This is a genomic window from Halioxenophilus aromaticivorans (assembly GCF_042850945.1).
Taxonomy (GTDB): Bacteria; Pseudomonadota; Gammaproteobacteria; order Pseudomonadales; family Cellvibrionaceae; genus Halioxenophilus; species Halioxenophilus aromaticivorans.
Genome location: NZ_AP031496.1, coordinates 3,289,367 through 3,313,046, shown reverse-complemented (window position 1 = coordinate 3,313,046; position 23,680 = coordinate 3,289,367). Strand labels below are relative to the sequence as shown.

Here is a 23,680-nt window from a genome sequence, read left to right as displayed (position 1 = left end):
CGAAAAGGCCACCATTAATGATTGATGAGGATAATAAAAAGCCCTTGCTAACCAGCTTGGTTGAGTTGTCTGGGTTGGGTGGTAACACGGCCTCGACTGAAGCCAAAATGCAGCGCAATCTGGAGGCCTTTCACCAGGAGCAAGTTAACGGCGGCGCTGAGTTGAGCAAGTTACACGATACTTACTTTCGGTTGCAGAACGTCTGGGGTTTTGGTACTTGGGAATGGGACATCAAAACCTGGCGGTTTACCGTATTCAATAGCCAGTTGTGGCGTGCGCTAGGTTACTCGGCGGAAGAAATCGAAGCCATTGATACCGTTGAACATGCCATGAGCTTTGTGCATGAGAACGATCATCCACCGTTGGCCAAAATACTCGAAAAACACCGCAAAGACAGCTCGGTCCCCCTGCAGCAGTCCTATCGGATGCGCTGTAAAAATGGCACCTATCGCTGGACTCATTTACGGGCGCAAACCCTGCGCAACTCAGACAACAAAATCGTGTACATGTCTGGTGTCAATTACGATATCACCAACGAAAAATACGCTGAGCAAAGCCTGCGTGAAAATCAGTCGTTATTCCAACGCATCCTCAAATCCTCCAACGATGGTATCTGGGAGTGGAGCTTGCGCGATGGCCGGCTTAGCTTTTCCCAGGGCTGCTGGCGATTGTTGGGCTTCAATGTCGAAGATATTGAAATGGGTTTACGGCGGCATAGACTGTGGCGAGCAAGAGTGCACCCCTTAGACCGTTCTGAATTTGACTTGGCGCTAACCTTACCAATGGAAAGCGGTGGTGAAATCGACGTTGAATATCGAATTAAAAATATACACGATGAATGGATGTGGATTCGTTCACGCGGTGACGTCATTTATGATGAAAACGGTGCGATTGAATATCTCTCCGGCGCCAACATCGATATCACTGAATTAAAACGAGCCCAAGAACGGTTAACTTCAGCGAAGAGTTTGGCGGAACAAGCGAATAAAGCAAAATCAGAATTTTTGTCTAACATGAGCCATGAGCTGCGCACGCCGATGAACGCTATTATCGGCTTTACGCAGCTGTTCGATTACGCGGATAACGTCACCGAGGAGCAGCGGGAAAATATCAGTGAAATCAACCGCGCTGGTCATAAATTATTAGATCTTATTAACGATGTTTTAGAGCTGTCCAAAATAGAAGCGGGTAAGTTGTTGTGTTCGTTGGAGCCTGTGGCAGTGGCCGCGCTTATTGAAGATGTCTTTGTTCAGAGTCAACACGTCGCTGAATTAAAAGACGTAAGTTTGAGCTTTGAGCCCCATCACCTAACTTCAGTTTACGTGCGGGCCGATCAAAACGCGTTGCGCCAAGCGGTGACTAATCTAATCGACTTTTGTGTGTTGAGTTGTCGTATTGGCGGGCGCATTATCGTTAGCTTGGCCACCACCACCAATGATTACTTGGTGGTTTCTGTGCGAGACAATGGCCGAGGTATCAGTAAGTCAGAGCAAGATATGATGTTTGAACCCTTCGGCCATAGGGTGGGTGATGAACAAGTAGACCAGGGCTCAGGGATTGGTTTGGCAATATCAAAAAGTTTGGTGGAGCTTATGTCGGGCAATTTGTTGTTTGACAGCGAGGAGGGCGTAGGTACGTGTTTTCAAATTCAATTACCATTGATTAAGCATGAATTAACCATCACAGAGCAATCGGATTACATTCCTAAGGCGGTGGCGCTGGGTGAAGATTTTTCCGTAAACAATGACCTTTTTGTTGGCAAGTGTTTTCTATACATTGAAGATAACTCGGCAAACATCGCGGTGTTAGAGCAGTATTTTAGTCAATTCAATGGTTTGCAATTTGAGGTGGCCGACGAGAGCATTACGGGGTTATTCAAAGCCCGCAACACCGCGCCGGATATCATCATACTGGATATCAATATGCCGGGTATCGACGGCTATGAGGTACTCACCATACTCAGAAGTGACCTCTCAACGGAATCAATCCCGGTGATTGCTTTGTCCGCCAATACCGCCAGAGATGACATACAGCGAGCGCTGGATGCGGGCTTTACGGATTATATTACTAAGCCCGTAGACGTGGAGCAGTTGACCATGGTGGTCAATTCCCTGGTTCACTAGTTATTGATCATTGAACACCGGTCATTAGGCTTTGGCGGGCTGGCTCGGCCCACAACATTAATCGATAGATTGCCGCTAGAATAAATGCATCCATCCAGATACAAATTAGCAGGATTTCATCTACTTATCGGTCGGTGTGTAGCGGTAAACTTGGCCACCATCAACGGCAAAAATGATGTCTCCGTTGTGATCTTCCAGTAACGATCGAATTCGATAACCCTGATCGCTCAACAGTTGCTGAGCATCGGTAACGCTAAGGTCGTCATATATGGCTACCCAACTGAGGTGCTGAAGTTTTAGGGCGCCCAAGAATAAGCGATTGGCCCATGCTGTTTCGGTGTTGTGGTAGCAAAGTAAGCTGCCCGGCGCAATCGAGGGTATGTACACTTCTTTCGGGGACACCATACCCGGCTTTTCAGTGGCTTCGCCAACCGCTGCGGGAGAGTGGTACTCCTTACCATAGGATACGGTGGCCCAACCATAGTTTCCGCCGGCTTCAATTAGATTGATTTCGTCGCCGCCGCGAGGGCCATGTTCGCTTTCCCACAGCCGGTTTCGATTATCAAAACAGAGCCCTTGTGGGTTGCGGTGGCCATAGCTCCAAATCTCGGCTTTGGCTTTACCCTGTTTGGTAAAAGGGTTTGATTCCGGTGTCGTTCCATCCAGTGCAACGCGCAATATCTTACCGGCGTGCGTGTTTAGGTTTTGCCCGTTAGGCCGATTGCCTCGGTCGCCAACACCCATATAGATAAAGCCATCTTTGATGGCGATTCGGCCACCAAAGTGCACGCGCTTATCGCTGGAAGAGTCGGTGACGAGTAAATCTTGCCAGTCGGTTAGGGCGTTACCTGACAGCTTTGCTCGAGCCAATGTAGTGGCGGCGCCTTCTTTAGTTGGCTTACTGTAACTGAAGTAGAGCCAGTCACCTGCCTGGTATTGGCCATTAGTGGCAACGTCTAGCAAGCCACCTTGGCCGCGAGCCCATACCTCCGGCGCACCGCTTATGGCCTGGGTCTTGCCGCTGTCCGTGTCTAATCGGTTAACCTTGCCACTGCGGTCGGTGACGATGATGGACTTTGGGCTCAGCCATGCCATACCCCAGGGGATGCCTAGGTCGGCGGCAATTTGTGTCACGGCGTACTCGGAATCTGCGTAGGTATTGGTCGGCGCGCTCACAAGGCCAGCGAGTGCTAGGGAGGTTGCGAATGTTGCGCTTTGGAGGGTGCTCTTAAGGCGATGCATGATAGCGGGCAATCCTTCTTGGTTAGAGTTATCTGCGCCGCTGATGGGTGGGTGGCGTTGTGGCGGCAAGGGCCACAACGATCACAACCTTTGCTTTATGGGGTTAGATCTTACCCAGGTGCTTGCCCACGGTTTGCAACAGAGGCTTAAACACTTTTGGCGGGGCGCAGACCACATGGCCATTGTTGAGGAAGTCGTGGCCACCTTTAAAGTCACTGACTAAACCTCCGGCCTCTTGCACTAGCAAACAGCCTGCTGCTATGTCCCAGGGTTTTAGATTCATTTCCCAAAAGCCATCGAAACGGCCAGCAGCAACGTAGGCCAAGTCTAATGCTGCGGAGCCCTGGCGGCGAATACCAGCGGTTTGACCGGCAATTTCCTGCAAAGTTGCTAGATAGGGCTCGATATGTTCCAGGGCAAAGCCACTAAACGGTATTCCAGTGCCAATAAGGGCCCCATCTAAACTGCGTCGGTTGGAAACACGAATTCGACGGCCGTTAAGGACTGCACCTTTACCGCGGCTGGCGGTGAATTCTTCTCGTTTCACAGGGTCGAGCACCAGCGCGTGCTGGAGCTGGCCCTTATAGGTGCAGGCAATGGATATGGAGAAATGGGGAATACCATGGATGAAATTAGTGGTGCCGTCCAGTGGGTCGATAATCCACTGGTAATCGCTATTGCTACCCTCGGTTAAGCCAGTTTCTTCGCCCAAAAAACTGTGATCTGGGTAGGCTTTTTTCAGGTGGTACAAAATCTCCGCTTCGCTGGTTTTGTCAACTTCGGTGACAAAATCGTTCCGGCTTTTCTCCTCAATATCAATGAGGTCAACGCGCTCCAGCGCGCGTTCTATCTTCTCGGCAGCTTTGCGGGCTGCGCGCAGGGCCATGTTTAACATCGGTTCCATGGGGTTCTCTCTTGGTAGCCGGGGGTTGTAGATGGGTGCCTAGCCCTTGGATGGCTAGAGGGAAAACGTGGATTTTAACAGCCAGACTGGGACTAGCCTAGCGCTCTTGGTAGACTACGCGGCTTATTTAACCCGACGCCGCCGTGCGGCAGCCAGTATATGAGTAATAGGTAGTCTATGAGCACCGTGAAACCCAACAACGATGCAGAACATTTTAAGCGCGTGCGCATTGTGCTAGTCAACACCAGCCATCCCGGCAACATCGGCGGCGCAGCCAGGGCGATGAAAAACATGGGGCTGGTAAGCTTGTATCTGGTGGCGCCGAAAAAATTTCCAGATCCTGAGGCCAACTGGCGTGCGGCAGGTGGGGAAGATTTGCTCGATTCTGTGGTAGTGGTAGACACCTTGGATGAGGCAATCGCAGACTGTAAATTGGTTATTGGTACCAGCGCTCGCGAACGCCGAATTCCTTGGCCGCTGCTGACACCAAAAGAATGTGCCGATCAAGCCGTGGCAGAAAGCCAAGTGCACGACGTTGCTTTTGTATTTGGCCGCGAGGACCGGGGTTTAACCAACGAAGAATTGCATAAGTGCAATGCTCACGTACATATCCCAGCAAATCCAGCCTATAGCGCCCTTAACCTAGCCACGGCCGTGCAAGTGTTGTGCTATGAATTCCGAATGTCTGCTTTAGCTTACGAGCGCGGTGGACCGGTACATTTTGACGACTGGGATCAGCCGCCGGCGGATAACAAAGCATTGGAGGCATACTACGAGCATTTACGACAAACATTGGAAGCGCTCAGCTTCCTAGAACCGGGCAACCCGCGCCAAACAATGACCCGTTTGCGCCGTTTGTATAACCGTATCCGGCTGGACGATATGGAGTTAAGCATTCTGCGCGGCATACTCACCGCCACAAATAATTACATTTACCACACCGATAACAAAATCGAAGCGTTAGAAAAAGAGCTTGCTAGCCTGCGTCAGCAATCGGATCAGAAATCTTAGCCGACCAGCCATAGTAAGCGGTTGTCATTACCCGCCAACGCTGGTATCTTTTCGCCTCTCTCAAAGAGCGCCAGTTTCATGCACCCGTAGCTCAGCTGGATAGAGTAGGTGGCTTCGAACCACTTGGTCGGGGGTTCGAATCCCTCCGGGTGTGCCAAATTAAAAACCCTCGCCGTAAGGCGGGGGTTTTTTGTTTGTAAGGCACACCCGCGTGGGATGAGAACCCCTAGGTTCGACTCGATTGCCGGGAGCAATCGAGCACGAGCGAAGCGAGCCCGAAGGGCGAGGCACATGGATGTGCCGAGTAATCCCTCCGGGTGTGCCAAATTAAAAACCCTCGCCGTAAGGCGGGGGTTTTTTGTATCTTTTCAACAAATTCGCAAGCAACCATCCCTGGTGCTAGGTTCCGGCCGCCACGTCCGTGTGGCGGCGTAATTGACTACGAAAGCAGTGCTTTCGTTGGCTGCGCCACCGTCAATTACCCCCTAGGTTCGACTCGATTGCCGGGAGCAATCGAGCACGAGCGAAGCGAGCCCGAAGGGCGAGGCACATGGATGTGCCGAGTAATCCCTCCGGGTGTGCCAAATTAAAAACCCTCGCCGTAAGGCGGGGGTTTTTTGTTTGTAAGGCACACCCGTGTGGGATGAGAACCCCTAGGTTCGACTCGATTGCCGGGAGCAATCGAGCACGAGCGAAGCGAGCCCGAAGGGCGAGGCAGACAATTTATTGCTCCTGCATAAATTGCATTCACGCCATCCATGGCGCTCGATGTGCCGAGTAATCCCTCCGGGTGTGCCAAATTAAAAATCCCTCGCCGTAAGGCGGGGGTTTTTTGTATCTTTTCAACAAATTCGCAAGCAACCATCCCTGGTGCTAGGTTCCGGCCGCCACGTCCGTGTGGCGGCGTAATTGACTACGAAAGCAGTGCTTTCGTTGGCTGCGCCACCGTCAATTACCCCCTAGGTTCGACTCGATTGCCGGGAGCAATCGAGCACGAGCGAAGCGAGCCCGAAGGGCGAGGCAGACAATTTATTGCTCCTGCATAAATTGCATTCACGCCATCCATGGCGCTCGATGTGCCGAGTAATCCCTCAGATTTTTTCAAGGCCCTCGCAAGCAACCATCCCTGGTGCCGGGTTCCGGCCGCCACGTCCATGTGGCGGCGTAATTGACTACGAAAGCAGTGCTTTCGTTGGCTGGGCCACCGTCAATTACCCCACGGTTCGACTCGATTGCCGGGAGCAATCGAGCACGAGCGAAGCGAGCCCGAAGGGCGAGGCAGACAATTTATTGCTCCTGCATAAATAGCATTCGCGCCATCCATGGCGCTCGATGTGCCGAGTAATCTCTCAGATATTCCACTAAGCTCTTCGCAACCAATCACCAAAGCAAAGGCGATTAATTGCACAGAAGTGGTAACAATAGGGGGGTGATGGATTTAGCCACAATGGTGCAATCCATATATTCTCTGATGGATGATATTTTGTTGCCGACGAAATTGAGCAAAAATACGTGGTGATTAGCGTAGGGCTCGCCATTCGTTAAAGTGGCTTGTGATTCAACCTCAATTACACAGCGCTCGTGCTGTTGAATAATTGCTCGCCTGTGATAGGCCATACCATTTTGCGTAAGTGTGCTGAGCAGCTGCATGGCTTTTAGGAAAGCTGGCAGAGGGTTTTGCTGATGCGAGCTATTGCTCCAAAACGTAAACGAGGGGGTGAAAATATCCGGCGTTACCGCGCCCTTAGTCATGCCATGGAGTAGGGTGTCAATTGTCTTTAAACGCGTGGTTTGAATGGATTGTTCTCGTTGTTTTTGTTCTTTCATGGCGCGCTAGATCTACAGTGCTGTAGCCCGTTTTAACGCGAGCCACAGGGGGTTAAAGGATCTTTTCGGAGCCGGTCACTGGGGCCAGAGTTAGGCGGCCCCATCATTCCCAAGGGTTGCTAGTACTTGTCTGCGTTCTTGGTCTACCCCGGTAATGGTCACGGTGACTTCATCGTCGAAATTGAATTGTTTTCCATCTACCACTAGCGTTAATCGCTCAGGGCTGAATTCGATTTTTTGCTCTTTATTTTTGCGATCACGCAGTTGCACAAAGGTGTCGACACCGTTATCGCTTAATCTTACGCCAACACCTTGGCTGTTGATCATAGCCACGATGCCGGCAAACGATTGGCCAACAAATTGTTGCATGTACTGGCAAACCAGCCATTGCTCTAGTTGCCGACAAGCCATGCGGCCAGTGGAAAGCTGCTCTTTGACGTTAGCTAATTGTTCTTCAGCAAGGTTAGAAACACTGCTGTTTTGTAGGTGGTGTTTAAGCGCAATATGGTTGTAAAGGTCGTTAATGCGCCGTATTGGAGAGGTAATTGTGGCGTAGGTTTCAAAGCCCAGGCCTAGGTGAGGGGCGGGTTCTGCGCTTAGCTCACTGGGGCGCAGTTGGCGCTTAAGCACAGTCAGTAAGCCTGATAGCTCCGGTGTAGTCTGCAGCTTTTGTATCAGGGCAACATAGCCTTTGAGCTCTGTAATGCCTTCTGGAATTTCCCCAAGGTCTTCTTCCAGTAATTTGTTGACTTGGCTGAGGCGATCTGGTTTAAAGCCGGCATGGCTGCTGTACAAGCCCGCAATGGAATGTTGATTTAAATAGGCGCCGGCACTGTTGTTGGTGACCAGCATGGCCTCTTCAACGATTCTCTGAGCACTGTTGCGGTTGGTTTTTACGATATCGACAATTTTACCCAGTTCATCGACTTTGTAATCGTAGTCTGGTCGATCTTCCATAACCAATGCGTTTTGCTCGCGGTAGGCGAAGCGCGCCTTTGACACAGCATTGAGTGCCGCCAATGAGTTACGCACGTTTTCATCCAGTGGGGCGGTGTTGATGTCGCCATCGACATACTCGCTGACTTGCTCGTAGGTTAATTTAGCGGCTGATTTCACCCAGGCAGTGGCTAGCGAAAACGTTTCTACACCACCATCAGTACCAATTTTTAACGTTGATACCAACGCTGGCCGTTGTTCACCCTCAACTAGGGAATAGCTGCCATTGGCCAGCTCATGGGGAATCATGGGCGCACTCTTGCCAGGCAGGTAAACGGTTTGTGCGCGTTTAATGGCCTCTTGCCCTAGCGGGCTATCTAAGGCGATGCCGGCGGAAGGATCCGCAATGGCGACGTATAGCTGCCAGCCATTTTCTTTGGATTCTGCGTAGATGGCGTCATCCATATCTTTAGTGGTTGCCGCATCAATGGTGACAAAAGGCAAATGAGTGAGATCTTGCCGCAGGTGGGCAACGTCGTCGTTGGGGGTAGCATCTTGCTGCAGGGCTGAAGCTTGCTGTTGCTGGGTATCGGTCCACTGGTCGGGTAGCTGAAATTTACTCACGATGTATTTGCGTTCTACAAAGTCATCGTTGGGCTTGCCGATAATCTCGATTACTTTGGCTTGGCCTTTACCATCTTGGAAGGGGTGGCGCGTGATTTTGCATCGGATGTAATCGCCGCCTTTGGCGCCAGCGCGATTTTTGGGCGCCAGGAATATCCAGCGGCTTAACATGTGTACGTCTGGTACAACGAAATGCGCCTTGCCGCGGTCTAAGTAGGAACCCACAAACTCGCTCAGTTCACTGCTGATGAGTTTTTCTAGGGTGGCTTCTAATTGATCTTTCTCGTTTTTGGTAATGCTGACTTCAACCCGATCGCCGGGAAATACCTTTTGCATCTGCTCTGGGTTCAGAAATGCTTCTCGTTCGTCGTCTAACACCACGAACCCAAATCGGCCCTTACTACCGCGAACCAGCCCCTGGGCAAAGTCTTTGTTGGCGCGGATTTCTTGCTTAAGTTGGGAGAGTTGTTCTAACGCGTTGGAATTTAACATCGGGAGGTCTGGGCTATTGGTGGAAAGTAAGCTGGCGCTTTTCAAATAAGCGTCAAATTAATGGGCGTACAGGTTGAAAATTTGCGCCGCATGATAGCAAAGATTAGCGCGTAATAAACGCTCCAGTTATAGGAATGTCAGGTGAGTGGTTGTTTTGGCCGGCTTTACCACCTGTAGCTGCCTTTGCTGGGCGTGAATTGGGCTGATTAGTATCGTTTTAGACCTGCCAAAGAGTATAATCTGCCGTGATTTTCACCCACCTCGCTCAAAGGATCGCCACGCTTCATGACCGTTAGAACCCGAATTGCGCCGTCTCCCACCGGTGACCCCCATGTTGGAACTGCTTACATAGCTCTGTTTAACTACTGCTTTGCGAAACAGCACGGCGGCGAATTTCTGCTAAGAATAGAAGACACGGATCAAGCTCGATCCACTCGTGAATCGGAACAATCCATTTTTGATAGCCTGCGCTGGCTGGGTTTGGATTGGGATGAGGGGCCAGACGTTGGCGGTGACGCTGGGCCATACCGCCAAAGTGAACGTAAGTCGATTTACGAGCAATATGCCCAGCAGCTGATTAACACTGGCCATGCGTTTAAATGCTACCGCACGACAGAAGAACTGGACACACTACGAGAAGCCAAGCGAGCGCAGGGGGGCTTTGCTGCACTAAAACCCTCTGAGCTTAAATTGCCGCAAGAAGAAGCGGCTGCCCGAGAGGCCAGTGGTGCCGCCTATGTTGTACGCATGAATGTGCCCGAGGGAACCGGCCCTTGCCCCATTGAGGATATGCTCAGAGGTACCATAGAGCTGGACTGGGGGCAGGTTGATGCTCAGGTGTTGTTGAAATCCGATGGCTTGCCTACCTATCACTTGGCCAATGTTGTCGATGATCATCTTATGGGTATTAGCCACGTGATTCGCGGGGAAGAGTGGATCAATTCAGCTCCGAAGCACAAGCTGTTGTACGAATACTTTGGCTGGGATATGCCCGTGCTTTGCCACCTGCCGTTATTGCGCAACCCAGACAAATCAAAACTCAGCAAGCGTAAAAATCCAACCAGTATTGGTTACTACGAGCGCATGGGCTTCTTACCGGAAGCGCTTTTGAATTACCTCGGCCGTATGGGGTGGTCTATGCCCGATGAGCGAGAGAAATTCTCGCTGGCTGAAATGATAGAGGCCTTCGATATTAATCGAGTCTCCCTAGGTGGGCCAATCTTTGATGTGGAGAAATTGCGATGGCTCAACGGCTTGTGGTTGCGGGAAGACCTTAATCACGAACAGCTGGCCGATCGCCTTCAGGCTTGGGCACTTAATCGCAGCAACTTAATGGCTGTACTGCCGTTGGTCCAATCGAGAATGGAAACGCTAAGCGATTTTGCACCGCTAGCAAGTTTCTTGGCTGCGGGTATGTTGCCGCTTAAAGCAGAGTCCTTCGGCGAATCTAAATTAGAAGCCGATGATGTGAAGCGTCTGCTGCAGTTTACCCTGTGGCGACTAGAATCGTTAAGAACCTGGGAGCGAGACGATATTTTTGCCTGTATTAAAGCGCTAGCTGACGCAATGGAAATAAAAATGCGCGATTTTAGCGCGCCGTTGTTTATTGCTATAGCGGGTACTACGGCTTCTTTTTCTGTGTTTGACTCCATGGTATTGTTGGGGCCAGATATGAGCCGTGCACGACTGCGCCACGCACTGCAGGTAGTGGCCGGTGAAATTGGCAAAAAACAACTTAAGAAGCTTGAAAAAGACTACGCTAATTTAGCGCTATAGATTGCTGTTGCGTTTGTACAGAAGCCGGTTGTTTTAAAAACGATCGGCAGCCATGGTTAACTGATTTGCTATTTTATTACTCCATATATTACTAACATGCCACTGACCTTCAGTAATCGCACTGGAGCTAGGTTCCGACTCTGGCTGTTGGTCAGCAAAAGTTACTTCTCTATCCGTAATTTCCCTAACTCTCTCCTAATGCCCGGCAGACCGCTGGGTTTTTGCTATGTTTTATCTATTAACCTGGATGTTTTTGCGTGCAGACAACGCACTAGGCTCAAGTAATATTAGTTGTGGCCGACAACCAGGAAACAGACTGCGTTAAAGCAGAAAAGTATTTCGTGGGAGATGGTTTTGAACAGGTCATTGACAGTAGCAAAACAAAGCATCGTAAAAAATGCTGTTCAAGCAGGGATGGCTTCATCGTTGGTATTGGTCTGTGCCGCCGCAGGCGCACTGGGCCTGGGCGATATGAAAACCGATGTGCAATTAGGGCAGGTGCTCACCGGTCAGATAGACATTATTGGTGAAGGCAGTAATTTTGATATCGACCTGGTGCAGGTGCGCCGAGTGAAAGACGATGAGGCGCAAGGTTACGGCTATGAATTAGTGGGGCCTTATTTTCCTCTCACGTTTAATGTGCAAGAAAATAAAGGCGACGCCTTTATTGAGGTGCGATCCCAGCAGCCATTAAACGAGCCTTTTTTAGAATTCTTAGTAGAGCTCTACTGGCCAACAGGTAATGTGATTCGCCAATATTTGGTGCTGCCGCAAGAGCCGCCAGCGTCTACTGCCAGCCCGAAACCGGAATATCGTTGGCAAAATCAACCGATCAAAACACCCACACCAACGCCGGCTGCCAGCGCACCATCTCGTAGCACTCAATACGTTAGCAGCAATGATGGGCCAGTGATCAATCCTGGCGACATTACCTACACCGTTCAGCCCGGTGATTTGCTGTCATTGATTGCCCGCAACTGGGGGCGTACAACGGGCCAAAGCAGCAAACAGCTTACCCTTAACGCCACGCGGTGGTTGATTGACAATAACTCAGCCGCATTTCCCAATGGTAACCCGGACGATTTGCAGGTAGGGGTGATGTTGACCCTGCCTCCAAATGTGCAGCTATCGCCGCTGGATGGCGAAGCCAATGGCACGGGCCAAGTATTCCAAGCGGTTGGCACCCCGCAGGCCTCGCAGCCTACGGGCCAAGTCATTCTGCACACGCAACCGGTATCTCTGACTGAACCGTACTCTGATATTGAAACCTTGCGTGCGCAAGTGGATGTGGCGGAAGAGGAAATCACTCGCCTGGGCCGCGAAAACGCCAGCTACCGCAGACGCCTGTTGCTGCTGGAAAGTGGCACACTAACCAGTACCCTGGAAGAGATAGAGCGACTGCAGCAGCTAAAAATCGAGCGGTTACGTCAGCAACAAGAGCTGGACGCCAAGTCTCGCGCCTTACCCACAACTCGTCGCCCTGAAGATGCCGTGGCCGAGGAGCCGGAGCAGGCTTCCGTAGAGCCGCCAGAACAGTCTAGTCTGATCAAACAAGCTGAGAGTGAGCAAGGTGGAGATCAAAACAATGGTGTTTTGCAGAGCCTGCTCAGCAAGTTAGAGGGGCTGAACTGGGGCTTCGTAGCCGGTATTGGCGCGGTTTCAGGCCTTGTGGCTTTACTCTTATTCCGACGTCGCAGGCACGATGATGACGGCGAGACCGCCCGATCGCTGGAGCACACGCCTCAAAACTCGGAAAACAAACCCTCTGGCGCTGCCTCTCAACCGACCAGTGTTTTGTTGCCAACGGTGTCTGTAGAGCAGACTGAGATAGAGCCGGAGCAGTTGCAGGAGTTAGAAGCAGACTTGAACGAAACTGAGTTTGCCGAAGAGCCAGAGTTCAACCAAGAACCGGAATTTGACGAAGAGCCACCTGCTGAAGAGATCGAAGTAAGCCTTCCTGGAGAAGGTGATTTGGCCGTGGCGGAAATCGAAGAGACCGGCACGGCGGAGAAGGACGACGATGCAGGATCCAACACAGAAAACGACTGGATGGACAGGAAATTTGGTTCTGCCGAGGAGTCTGAGGAGTCCGCCGCCGCGAGCATTGAGATGGACGGGGAGCTGGATCCATACAGCGAAGACAAGCTCAACTTAATGCCCTGGGCCGACGAAGACGAGATGCCGCAGTTCGAGCTGGACGAAGAGTTGTTGGAAAATCTTGCCGACGATATGACCGTAGAAGAGCTGGATCTAGAAGCCGCCAACGAATCAGATACCTCGGTGGAAGCACTGATGACGGACGATATTGATGTTGAGATTGACCTTTCTGGTTCGTTGCTAGAAACAGACTCCCACAACGACGATGTCATCGATGACTGCGTTGAGCACTCTGATCAGGGCCTGATTTCTGAAATTGAAATGTACCTCCAGCTTGGTAAGCAAGAAAAAGCAACCCGTTTACTTGCCCAACTGCTGGACGACGTATCCATTGACCAGAATGACCCACGTATCCAATCCCTTATCGAAAGATGCCGCCCCAAGCAAGCCTAACTGGCCCTGCTTGGGGGTTAAGATTTCATTTAAAAACAAAGAGTTAATAAACTTAATAAAGCTGTTGACAGCAAATAAACCCGTGGTAGAATGCGCCCCACTTCTCAGCAACAAGGCAAACATTGTTATCCGCTGTGAAGCGCAGCAATAAGCAACATTGCCATAAGCTGCAGAATTTGGGGCCTTAGCTCAGCTGGGAGAGCGCAACACTGGCAGTGTTGAGGTCAGCGGTTCGATCCCGCTAGGCTCCACCAAACATAAAACCCTCGTACGAAAGTGCGGGGGTTTTTTTGTTATGTGCTCGGGGACATCGAAACTGGGTGATCGCAACACTGCCAGCGCTGAGGTCCGCGACGGAGGGCCGCCCCGTTCGATTCTTCCAGGACGTGCATTCCTGGGCACCACTAAGTGGAATTTTAGGCCCTTTGTTTAACTGTACGGTCTACAAATACGAGAGAGGCGTGTCGCCCGATTCACTAAGATGGGCCGGCAGTGTTTCGGTACGCCGGACTAGGTGATCCCCGAAGGTCGAAGTTCATTAAGATCTGATTAATCCCGCTGAGGTTTCACCAAACAAAAAACGGTGGCTCGAGCGTGATAGGGGTTTTGTGTTTGTGCGAATCAGAGAGCTTTTCGCCAAAAGCCTCTCAAAATCAAAAAGCCTAATTTGAATGTCCTGCAATGGGCTACCCACACGATATTACTATGTTAATGCCGAAGTCATACCGTTTTAATGGAGTGCGCGAGCCTGAACTGAGTTTGTGTGACTAAAGAGAGAAAGAGCGCCAATAATCTATACAGCCTTGGCTTTTCTAGGGTCTGATTTTTTGTTATTTAACTTCGTTTGTGCCATTCCCATCCAAATAGGTCTATTGGGATGAGGCGAGGATAGCGGTTTTCCTGCTAAACATAGTGTTTATTCATTACATTCCTAAATAAGCTGCCGTCCAATATTCATTGTGTGGGCTGCTGCGTCTACGACCGAGCTAATGGCATTATTTAATGTACTTCACCATCTAGAAAGTTTTGGGACGCGGTTGGCAAAACAAAACTCAAATCATGAGACTATCGTGTAAATTTAAGCACATGCTAATGAAAGAGTCCGTGCTCTACAGTAGATGCAGTTCGATGCTGATAATTATCGTTCGATAAACCAATTTGGCACTCTTTTCGTTATATTTTTCGTTTAGGTATTTTAGGTGACGCGCTAATTCTTAGAAGAGTCCTATAAATATGGATAGGTCAGATACAGCACACCAAGGTCATTTCAGTTCCAAAACCGAGCCGTCACTCGAAATCAGTGGGGACGGAAAGGGCTGTTAAAAGACATTGATATCAAGTCAGTGGTTTTTCACGGACAAGTACACATAGTTCTTCAAGCCCGACATTAGTTTAAAGAATACGAGAGCTTAAGGTGCCGGTCTTTGTTCTAAATATGTGTCAGGGTTCCAAGCTTTTTTTGATATTTAGATCACGATTAATCAGATGAGGGAGAAAGTGCTATGCCAGCATCAGTCAATGATTCGCAGGTTCGTAATGTCGTGATGTTTAAGCACACGGCAACCAGAGAGAATACCCGAGCTCACATCACTACGTTAAGTCATCCGGATATAGATTCCAATTCCGGTGCGGTTTTGTTGATTGCGCAGTGTTACGGAGTCTATAACGCCAATGAAGTGGGCCTCTGGTTCGATCAAGGTCGCTGGCATATATTCAATCAAACAAGGGTCGGTATTCCGATCGGAAGTGAATTTTTCGTCTGCGTGATCACTGCTCAGTCGCAGCAAGCTTTTTCTATTGTTGCGGAGGCTCATAATACCAATGGCCATATGATGGACATTCGCTCGCCCTTAGGTGAGATAAATCGCGACGATTGTCTCTTCCTCACTCAAGTCTACGGTCAGTACAATGTTAGTCCAATAGGTGTGTGGTGGAGTGGTGAGGGGTGGACACTGTTCAATGAAGATCGGTCACCTCTTCCGTTAGGTTGCCGATTCAACGTGCTAGTACTACGCCCTGGGCACAATACTTTTAATGGGATCGACCTGTTCGTAGGGCAGCACCGCGAGCGTTCTGGTGGTTCGCATATTTCACTGATTCAGCCATTACTTCCTGACTCACTGCGCGAATTATTTACAACAAATTGCTGGCGTGGCACCTATAACGCGCACTCCACCGGTGTATGGTTTAATGGGTCCGGATGGACGATCTTTAATCAAGATCTCGCAGAGATACTTCCTGACTTTCAAATCAATTTTTTTATGCCGCTCTCCACATCAAGTGGGGGGGAAGAGCGGGATGACTCGCTCATTGCCTTGGTCGCAGATCATCATGGTGCTGACTATTCTCCAGCAGCCATTGATATTGAATCCCAATTTGGCTCGCAACCGGGTCGTCACAATCTGAGTGAAACTCCGTATCGATATAGTATGCATGAAGTGGATACAGGTGGCATGGGACCTCATTTCCAGGGGGTGAGCTTCCTGCGAGATACGCTATTGGACGAAGGAGGGACGACGGTTCGATTCCGTCGCGGGGTGTATAGCTATAATTACGGTGAAGGTTTGATGATCAGCTGCGGAATTTTGAATAGCGGCGCCACGGAGGGGATAACAGCGTTTGACAGCAACCACGTGGTCAATTTTCTCGATCGAAAAACACTTCTTAATATTAGGTATCAAGCCGCTGTGGGTAATCATGAGCATCCCGGAGGCATTCAGGCGCACGGTGACACCATTGCGATCGCGATGGAAGAATCAGTGTCAGGTGGTGCAGCGGCAGTTTATTTTATTAAGGTCGAGGGTGTTAACGCTCGCTTGATCGGGGCGCTACCATTAGGCAGTGGCGGGGCACCTAATCATCTCAACACCTCTAAAGCAGCTGCGGCGGCTTTCCTCAAGCTAACGAATGGGTTTTTGGTCGCTGTTTCCGGATCCGACTATGGCAAAGACGGGATATGGTTTTATCGTAGCTGGGACAATGAAATCCGCAACGACACAGAATGGTGCTTTATCGATTACTGGACGCCAGAGCGACTGCCGGGGGGGGTATGCGATATTGATGCTGGAAAAGCCTCTACAAATTGTTTCGTGGGAGCGGACGGCGGCTTAAGCTTGTTGGCCTGCAGTACTGGCGGTATCTACATTATGGCGTCGATTGGTACTCACGGAGGAGGAGTTGATGATGAATATGTTCAATTATTTAAAGTAGTCGGACAGTCGCAGTCCGGGGGAGCTAGGGTTGACCTTGAGCCGGTCTGGGTGGGTAAGCACAAGGTTGGCCGCCTGGCGCTCAAACAGTACTCAATGCGGTGGGCGGGAGCAGCGCTGACGACGGCGACTGGCACAGTTATGTTACTAAATTCAGAGCGCGGCAGTAGAAAGCAGGGGAATCGAGATACATCGGACGGTAAAATTTGGTATTTAGGACGATAGCTCTATTTTGGATATGACTCAAAGCGCTTGTATACAGAACTATTCTAATAATTAACTACGTCAGGTTCGTAAACCCTGGTTATAGTGACCGTAGTGCTGATGTTTTGCTTGTTTAATATTCTTCTCAGTTCGGAGGTTATGGTTGTGTCGCCATTGCTGAAACGGCTAGAGCTAGTTGCCGACATAGAGTATCTGAATGATCTAAACGATGAGCAAACCCATTAGCAGGTGCGGGGTGCCGAAGATTGGAAACATCGGGACCACCCATCATCAATTTTTACTACTCGTAGATTAAGTTGGTTAGGTTTTTTAATCAATTTGGTTGCTAAAAAAATATTAGTTTGATATTTCGAAAACGATTCTAACAATGGTCGACTAAGTTTAAATTGAAACAATAAAATCTACAAATATGCTCAAAAATAATTTATGTTATTTGGAACAGGTTTTATATGTTCAGAGTGAGATTTATGTGCCTAATGCGCACTAACTAATAAAATATATTATATTCTCGAAATGTGGTGATGAGGGATAATTAAATTTTGATAAGTATGGTGGACAACAATCGCTAAAAGATCTGTCGTCTCTTTTTGTGGTAGCAGTTGTTTATCATAGCACTAGTAGCAAAATTTGATACGTTCTCTTGCTTTTGCTCTCACGCTTAGTATAACTGAGTAAACTTAGATTTTGTTTGGCTATGTATATATCGGTCATGCAATTAGACGAACAAAATTAATTGGCATCATATTTTCTAATCAAGAATTGTTTACGCGTATGTTGAAGTCTGCTCACAGGAAATATTTAGTATTTCAGCTTGCTCTCATAACGTATTTTTTCAAATACCCTTAGGAGGCCCAATGCCTGTATTATCATCAGCGACACTTCATTGTAGTGATACCGAGGATCGTCGCTATGATGACACACGATTGGATGTCCATGTTGATGATCAGCCAGTCTACTCGCTTCGCAGAAACGTGCGTGCTGGAGAAGACTGGAATCTTAATCGGCAAGTCGCTTTTCAGCGATCAGTAACCCTTCGACTGTGGGATGAGGATAATGCAAGCAGCGATGATAACCTAGGCACAACTGAGATTAGCAGCAGCCTCGGGACTGGTCGTTTCGCATTTACACTCGACGGCGCAGATTATTCATTGGAATATTCAGTTCTGGATGATAATAGAACCAGCGTTGAAGTAGCGTGGGATGGGTTGAATGGCTCGACACATGCAGGTGAATGGCCCCAATTCGTTGTAAGAGAATTTCATGCTCAGATAGGGGCACGCTTACAAACACCTGAGCTGATAAACTAAGTTTCTGCACCACTTTGTGGGCCTGTAGTGATGTTTTATGAGCTAGCCAGAACTAATCCTACCCATTACATACAGCTAGCGCGGGAAATCTTTGAGACCGGTTACTTACCATTGATTGGTAATACGATTGATGTGCCTGATGGCCTACGAGAAGATCACGCTGGTGGTGAAATGGAGGCGGCTGACTGGATACTTGCTGCTACCATTCGAAACGATGCCAATGCGATTCTTCGCGTCAGATCTGATCAGATTGGCGGTGCCCGAGGGTACACACTTTCGAGAGCCATGATGGATTGGTCTACTCAGGTTCTTGGTATGACTTATGTTGAGGATATTTCTACAGAAACTTGAGGTGAAATAGAGGCAATGCAAAGTGCTGGCGAGATCGTTAAGAATGGAGGGCACGCCTTCCTTCAAGTCGAGGCGTCACCTTTACTCGGTAGAGGTGATGACCGAGAACACTATGATCACTGGCTTCCTCTTACCTGTGAACCAGTTTTCTACGAAGACAAGATCACGTTTGCAACATATTCCTGGGGGCAGCAGCGCTGTATAGACATCAGCGTAGAGACTTTCTGCGATTCATTCCATGGTGTAGTAGTTGCTAGCCGTTAGCGAGACGGAGGCCACATGGCAACGTCGGCTTCGTCTTACCTTATGCCTAATGACCGCGGGAGGGCGTTACGCCCGGCTACGATCAAGCTGTAACAACGCATGGGAATTTATTCCAGACGATAGTGGAGCAGCAGCTGGTTTCGTCGCCGACTGGTTCGCCGATAATAATTTATGCCACGATGGAGCAGTGCGGATCATAAGTTGCGTATTCAATCTAGATTCTGCTGCTGCACAGTTGTTGATGGCCAGGAATTGCAAACCCCGCGCAGCAAGAAGGATTGCAGACGATCCCACAATTACGACAAATGTTGCCAAACATTTACTGAATTACGGATGTGTTGAGGTTCGTCTATCACTGGCCGGCAATGCTGCAATACCAAAACACATACTCAATTGTCTGCTTCGTGATTCAGATTCTCAAGTTCGCTTTCGAGCCGAATGGAACCCCGCTTTTAATCGAAGCTTTACTTGGTCTGATTACGATTAAATTAAGCTACGCGATGTCTTAGGGTAATGGAAAGTTCCTAATGAAGTTTAGGTGAGGTAATGGGATATTCTTGGTGGGGTTTCACTACATAACAGGAAGCAAAAGCCAGTATAACATTCTTATAAATTTTTTTTACTAGCCTGCACCGTAAAATGAGGAGCACGCAATGATAGATGATTGCGTTAGGGATAACTAATGGGTAAGCGGTTTAGTAATGTTGTTTGAAGTGATCGTTTTGAATTCATAAAACATGTTCATAAAAAATTTAAAATAGAGGAAAAATGGTATGCTCTTTAGAGGTTTTTTACTGCTGTTCATTATTCCAATTCTCGTGGCCTGCGAAATTACACCGAGATCTTCAGTCTCTCTAGCACCTGTTTCGCGAGCCGTGGTACAGACCTCATTGGAAAACGATCCTCCAGGGTTTATTTGTGGAGTGTCAACAACCGGGGTTCGAACTTCTCCCAAATATTATGATGATGAACTAAATGGTGATGATCTTGTTATTGGAACTTCTCATTATGCTAGTGATGATCGTCCCATCTGCCGGGATAAGGTCGCAATTAATCAATTCGGTCATATGATTTTTGATCTTGGGCCCTTTGCGCCAGCGCGACACGCAAGAGATGATATCGGGAATGGTCATGTAGTAGGAGCGATCATCATGGGGCAGCAAGAGGATGCACCACAAACTATGGTTGACCCGAATCTTGGATGCCGAGAGAGTGAATTGGGACGTTACATCTTCGGTGCCACGACAGGCAGTTTAAACAATCTTAACGGCATAATACCCATTGATAATCTTGACCATCCACCGCCAAGAACTTTTCAATCGAGTGGGATAGATATAGACGACACTCACTATTCAACAGAAGAGTTTATTCTTCTCAACGATAGTGACGATGTATTTGTGACTAATGCTTCAGGTACCTCAGATGTGCTTTTACTTACATTAAATGAGAATATGCTGGATAGTATAAACCGAACGCTCCAATCTTTTTCACCTGAGGCACCTTTTCTTTGGGGATTAACGCTTTTTCCTAGGTTGGATGTCGCTTTGGAAGATTATACACAGGACTGTTACACTCGATTAAGAGAAGTTAGGCTACTTCTCTTTTTCGAGCCTCAGGATTAATACTACCGTTAAAAACACGACCGAGAATTTCCTAAGTGGTGTAATTGGGGAGAGAGTTTGATTTATTTTTAGCTTAGTTTAATTATTGAGAACCCTTATTTGATACTAATGATTAAGCCTCTCTTGAGTAATCACACTCCTAAATTCTGCGGTTAACGAAATTTGGTATTTTGGTGGGGTTGTAGGTTATAAATTATATGTCATTGAATTTTTATAATATCCTATAAGGTGAGTATTGGTTTGAGCTTGTACACGTAGACTCATACCGTTGGATGATACTGCCGAGTATGGCCTTTGTTGACCGCTAATAATGCTAATTATATGCAGAGATAATTTTTTAACCGCTCTAACGCTTGCTGAAATTTTGTACACTCCTGTTATTTAGGAGGTTTGAAAATATTGCTGAGTCCGTGACTAAAAGTAGAGCCAAACAAAGTGCATGCTAGTCGTGATCTAATTTTCTTGGGGCAACGCGTCTATATCTTCAAGAGCTCGATCATTTAGCTCAGTTGCTCTGAAAAGAACAGAACAGAATGCTTTATCTGTTGGCGTAGAATATTCTTTCTAGTTTGCAATAGTAGACATGATCCTATAATTTTCCTGTTGTATTCAGCGCCGGCAAACACTCACTTTGCACTCGCTGTTGATTTTAAAGGCCATAAATATTATTCATGATTGTTGAAGTTAATTGCAACGTTTTGTCCATTGCGAGGAAATCTACGAACAGTTTTTTTTCTGCATAACCCAGTCGAACGATGGGATTAGTCTTAAGATAAATTCACTACATACAGTAATTCAAAGATCAATTGATGAAACAGGGATTTGCCTATGTTTGGGTTTAGCTCTCTACGTTTATATTCATATACGTTTAATTTCCTGGGTACAGCGTTAATATTAATTTTTACAAGTAGCATACAAATAGTGTGTTCGACTATAAAGTCGCAGCTCAGTTTTTGGCGAGATCCCTGGAGCTTTGCGTCGATTACACAAACTATACGATAAAGTACTAAGATCAATTCGGAAGACAACATTTGCGCTTTTGTCTCAAAGTTAATATTCGACGATATCAAAGAACGGCGACCACATTGCTAATCGTTTAAAGGATCTATCTCGCACCACTAAGGTAAATTAGATAGGTCTGTTTACACTGTTCATATCTGATATAGCAATCTGAGCTCGTGGAAAATCAAATCCAAGATTGAGTCAGCCACGAAAGGCGCTCAGTGATGAAAAAATGGAAGGTGCATTATGAATCTAGGTAATCATAGTAGCCATTTGATGGCTGGATTTGTTTTATTAATTACTTCATTTAGTTTGTCCATTGCAGAACCCGTTGAACGCAGATCATATGAATTAAAAAAAAGTCTACAGAGTTCTAATATTAATGCTCTTTCAAAGAGCGAAATAAAGAAGCTCGAACGTGGTATCTCAGCCGCCTCCAATAATTATCAGTTTCGCGTGTTCGATAGACGCCGATCCAGTTCAGATTTATCGATCAGCCTCATTGAGAATAAGCGACTTCGCGGAGCTCTTTTTGCCAGAGATCTGAATACCCTTGTAAGCGAAAACATCGGTGATAGAAAAGTTTATGATGATGGCAGTGGGGGATTCATCATACCCATTGATATTAGTCGTGGAGGTGAGGTGAGGATGCCTGCGGTATTTGGTATTCGTGGGTCTGGTGATTTAGTAGAAGATTATTTTTCACTAGACGTCAATAACGATGGTTCCATAGATTTAATGATTGGAGGGGTTAACGCTCCGGATTGGAGATGGTCACGTGATTGGATAATCAGCAATGCGTTGGGTGATCAAGCTCTCCAATGTTTCATCACTAATGAAAATATAACTACTGAGCGCCTGAAGACAATGATTGCTGCGGGACCTCTAGTCGACTCTGCGGCGTGTCCCGGTGGGCCCGGTGGGCTCGTAGACGCTTCAAGACGTAGTGGTGGATCGGGTTCGTCCATTTCGTTTTTTGGTGCTCTCCCCGGGAAAGGATATCTTGGACCGCCTAGATGTAATTCTGATGATCCCGAGGGGCGAGTGATGAATGATGGCGAGGACGAGGACAAACCCCCACTACCATCGGAACAGGGTTCGGGGACACAAGATGACGAGTCGGATCAAGCCCCAACTCTGTCAATTGATGAGTTGAATAGGAGTACTGCTCAAGCAGTGCGAGAGGTCGTGGAGGAAGAGGAAAGCCAACTCCGCGAGAATCTACGTTTTGCGGCCGGCGACGGAACTGACCCCGATTCAACGGGGGGTGGAGGGTTTGGCCAAGGTTTGAGCGAGGCCATGAATTCGCTCGGGCGTACAATCGGAGATTGGCGTTTTACGGTAGAGATAAAATCAACAGCAGCTTCAGTTCTACGTTTTTTGCGAGAGGAAGGGCGAACTTTACCGACAGCCTCTACATTGATTAACGAACAAGCGCGTGAGCGGGCGCAGATCGATAGTCGGCCCAATAACAACGAGCCTCTACCTGATGGTGGTGGTGTGGCGCCACCATCTGATTCCAGATGTATGGGTCAACAGCGGCTTTCTGCCGAGGATAAAATGGCGCAAGGTTGCTCTCCAATGGAGCCAGATGATATATGTCTGGCGCGCTCTGATCCAGCAAGCCTTGCCACGGCAGGGCAATGTCGAACCGTGCCCGGGAAAGCAGGAGGCGACATGATAGAGTGCCGGTCTAAACCTGGAAGCGATTGGGGATGCAAAACTGATAACGAGGGCAATTGTATGACTACGTGTCGACCTAACGAGCTTCAGAGTCAATGCACGCCGGCGCCAGGTTCCGGCGTGGCCGGCAAATATGATGCCCTTTTGCCCTTTGGCTCTGTTCTCGCTGGTTTGTGCCAAGTCGATGCCCCCGGGTGCGGTGCGCCCATGTTGCCCGGCCAGAGTATTGATACGGGCGTTGAATTGAGAAACAGGTTACCAAATATGGGTAAGCAAATAGGACGCGATGAATAATTTCTACGAGTAGTTGTTAAGTCATCGTCCAAGACAATCCTAAGGATTACCTGCCCGAGAACATCATTACTCTTCTGGATAATGAATTCTCTGAAACATAAGATCATCAATATTAATTTCCCTGAGCCGCCCTGAAACAAACAGGGCGGATTTTTTTCTGAATGGATTATTTAGCTTTTTTAACGGAGTCGCTATAACTTGCTAAGCTTGACCTTTCCCCAAAAAATAGAACCATGAT

General features: G+C 48.3%; 13 protein-coding genes and 2 tRNA genes. 11 read left to right on the top strand and 4 right to left on the bottom strand.

Annotated elements, in window-relative coordinates:
* Positions 1 to 17 precede the first annotated feature (17 nt).
* Entirely contained in the window at positions 18 to 2,123 is a 2,106-nt protein-coding gene (locus ACGHM3_RS14375) for a PAS domain-containing protein (RefSeq protein ID WP_345426478.1), read from the top strand.
* 120 nt (positions 2,124 to 2,243) lie between these two features.
* Here the strand turns inward: ACGHM3_RS14375 and ACGHM3_RS14370 are convergent, their stop codons facing one another.
* Both ACGHM3_RS14370 and ACGHM3_RS14365 read right to left on the bottom strand, forming a co-directional pair.
* Positions 2,244 to 3,299 (bottom strand): PQQ-dependent sugar dehydrogenase, encoded by a 1,056-nt coding sequence (locus ACGHM3_RS14370; protein ID WP_345426480.1) that lies wholly within the window; start codon positions 3,297 to 3,299, stop codon positions 2,244 to 2,246.
* 169 nt (positions 3,300 to 3,468) lie between these two features.
* Positions 3,469 to 4,269 carry an inositol monophosphatase family protein gene (locus tag ACGHM3_RS14365; RefSeq protein WP_345426482.1) on the bottom strand — a complete coding sequence of 267 codons (801 nt, stop codon included), beginning with the start codon at positions 4,267 to 4,269 and terminating at the stop codon, positions 3,469 to 3,471.
* Positions 4,270 to 4,446: 177 nt separating this feature from the next.
* Here ACGHM3_RS14365 and ACGHM3_RS14360 point away from each other — a divergent pair, with 177 nt between their 5' ends.
* Both ACGHM3_RS14360 and ACGHM3_RS14355 read left to right on the top strand, forming a co-directional pair.
* Positions 4,447 to 5,280 carry an RNA methyltransferase gene (locus ACGHM3_RS14360; protein ID WP_345426484.1) on the top strand — a complete coding sequence of 278 codons (834 nt, stop codon included), beginning with the start codon at positions 4,447 to 4,449 and terminating at the stop codon, positions 5,278 to 5,280.
* Positions 5,281 to 5,360: 80 nt separating this feature from the next.
* A tRNA-Arg gene (locus ACGHM3_RS14355) sits at positions 5,361 to 5,437 on the top strand.
* Positions 5,438 to 6,678: 1,241 nt separating this feature from the next.
* Here ACGHM3_RS14355 and ACGHM3_RS14350 read toward each other — a convergent pair.
* Together ACGHM3_RS14350 and ACGHM3_RS14345 are read right to left on the bottom strand one after the other, a co-directional pair.
* Positions 6,679 to 7,107, bottom strand: coding sequence for a hypothetical protein (locus tag ACGHM3_RS14350; protein ID WP_345415095.1), 429 nt, complete (start codon positions 7,105 to 7,107; stop codon positions 6,679 to 6,681).
* Between the two features lie 90 nt (positions 7,108 to 7,197).
* Entirely contained in the window at positions 7,198 to 9,159 is a 1,962-nt protein-coding gene (locus ACGHM3_RS14345) for a VacB/RNase II family 3'-5' exoribonuclease (protein ID WP_345415098.1), read from the bottom strand.
* 285 nt (positions 9,160 to 9,444) lie between these two features.
* Here ACGHM3_RS14345 and gltX point away from each other — a divergent pair, with 285 nt between their 5' ends.
* The 8 genes from gltX (at position 9,445) to ACGHM3_RS14305 (ending at position 23,442) form a co-directional block, all read left to right on the top strand.
* On the top strand, positions 9,445 to 10,935 hold the full coding sequence (gene gltX, locus ACGHM3_RS14340; RefSeq protein WP_345415101.1) for a glutamate--tRNA ligase: 1,491 nt from the start codon (positions 9,445 to 9,447) through the stop codon (positions 10,933 to 10,935).
* A 354-nt stretch (positions 10,936 to 11,289) separates the two neighbouring features.
* On the top strand, positions 11,290 to 13,485 hold the full coding sequence (locus tag ACGHM3_RS14335) for a hypothetical protein (RefSeq protein WP_345415104.1): 2,196 nt from the start codon (positions 11,290 to 11,292) through the stop codon (positions 13,483 to 13,485).
* 178 nt (positions 13,486 to 13,663) lie between these two features.
* Positions 13,664 to 13,739: transfer RNA gene (locus ACGHM3_RS14330), tRNA-Ala, on the top strand.
* A gap of 1,248 nt (positions 13,740 to 14,987) precedes the next feature.
* The gene (locus ACGHM3_RS14325) at positions 14,988 to 16,919 is read left to right on the top strand and encodes a hypothetical protein (protein ID WP_345415107.1); all 1,932 of its coding nucleotides are present in this window, start codon (positions 14,988 to 14,990) and stop codon (positions 16,917 to 16,919) included.
* A gap of 854 nt (positions 16,920 to 17,773) precedes the next feature.
* Positions 17,774 to 18,226: a hypothetical protein gene (locus ACGHM3_RS14320; protein WP_345415110.1), complete on the top strand. Its 453-nt coding sequence runs from the start codon at positions 17,774 to 17,776 to the stop codon at positions 18,224 to 18,226.
* Positions 18,227 to 18,256: 30 nt separating this feature from the next.
* A complete protein-coding gene (locus tag ACGHM3_RS14315; protein WP_345415113.1) occupies positions 18,257 to 18,577 on the top strand; it encodes a hypothetical protein in 321 nt (106 codons plus the stop codon).
* A 1,037-nt stretch (positions 18,578 to 19,614) separates the two neighbouring features.
* On the top strand, positions 19,615 to 20,463 hold the full coding sequence (locus ACGHM3_RS14310) for a hypothetical protein (RefSeq protein WP_345415115.1): 849 nt from the start codon (positions 19,615 to 19,617) through the stop codon (positions 20,461 to 20,463).
* 1,248 nt (positions 20,464 to 21,711) lie between these two features.
* Positions 21,712 to 23,442, top strand: a complete 1,731-nt coding sequence (locus ACGHM3_RS14305; protein WP_345415117.1) for a hypothetical protein — start codon at positions 21,712 to 21,714, stop codon at positions 23,440 to 23,442.
* The last annotated feature ends 238 nt before the right edge of the window (positions 23,443 to 23,680 follow it).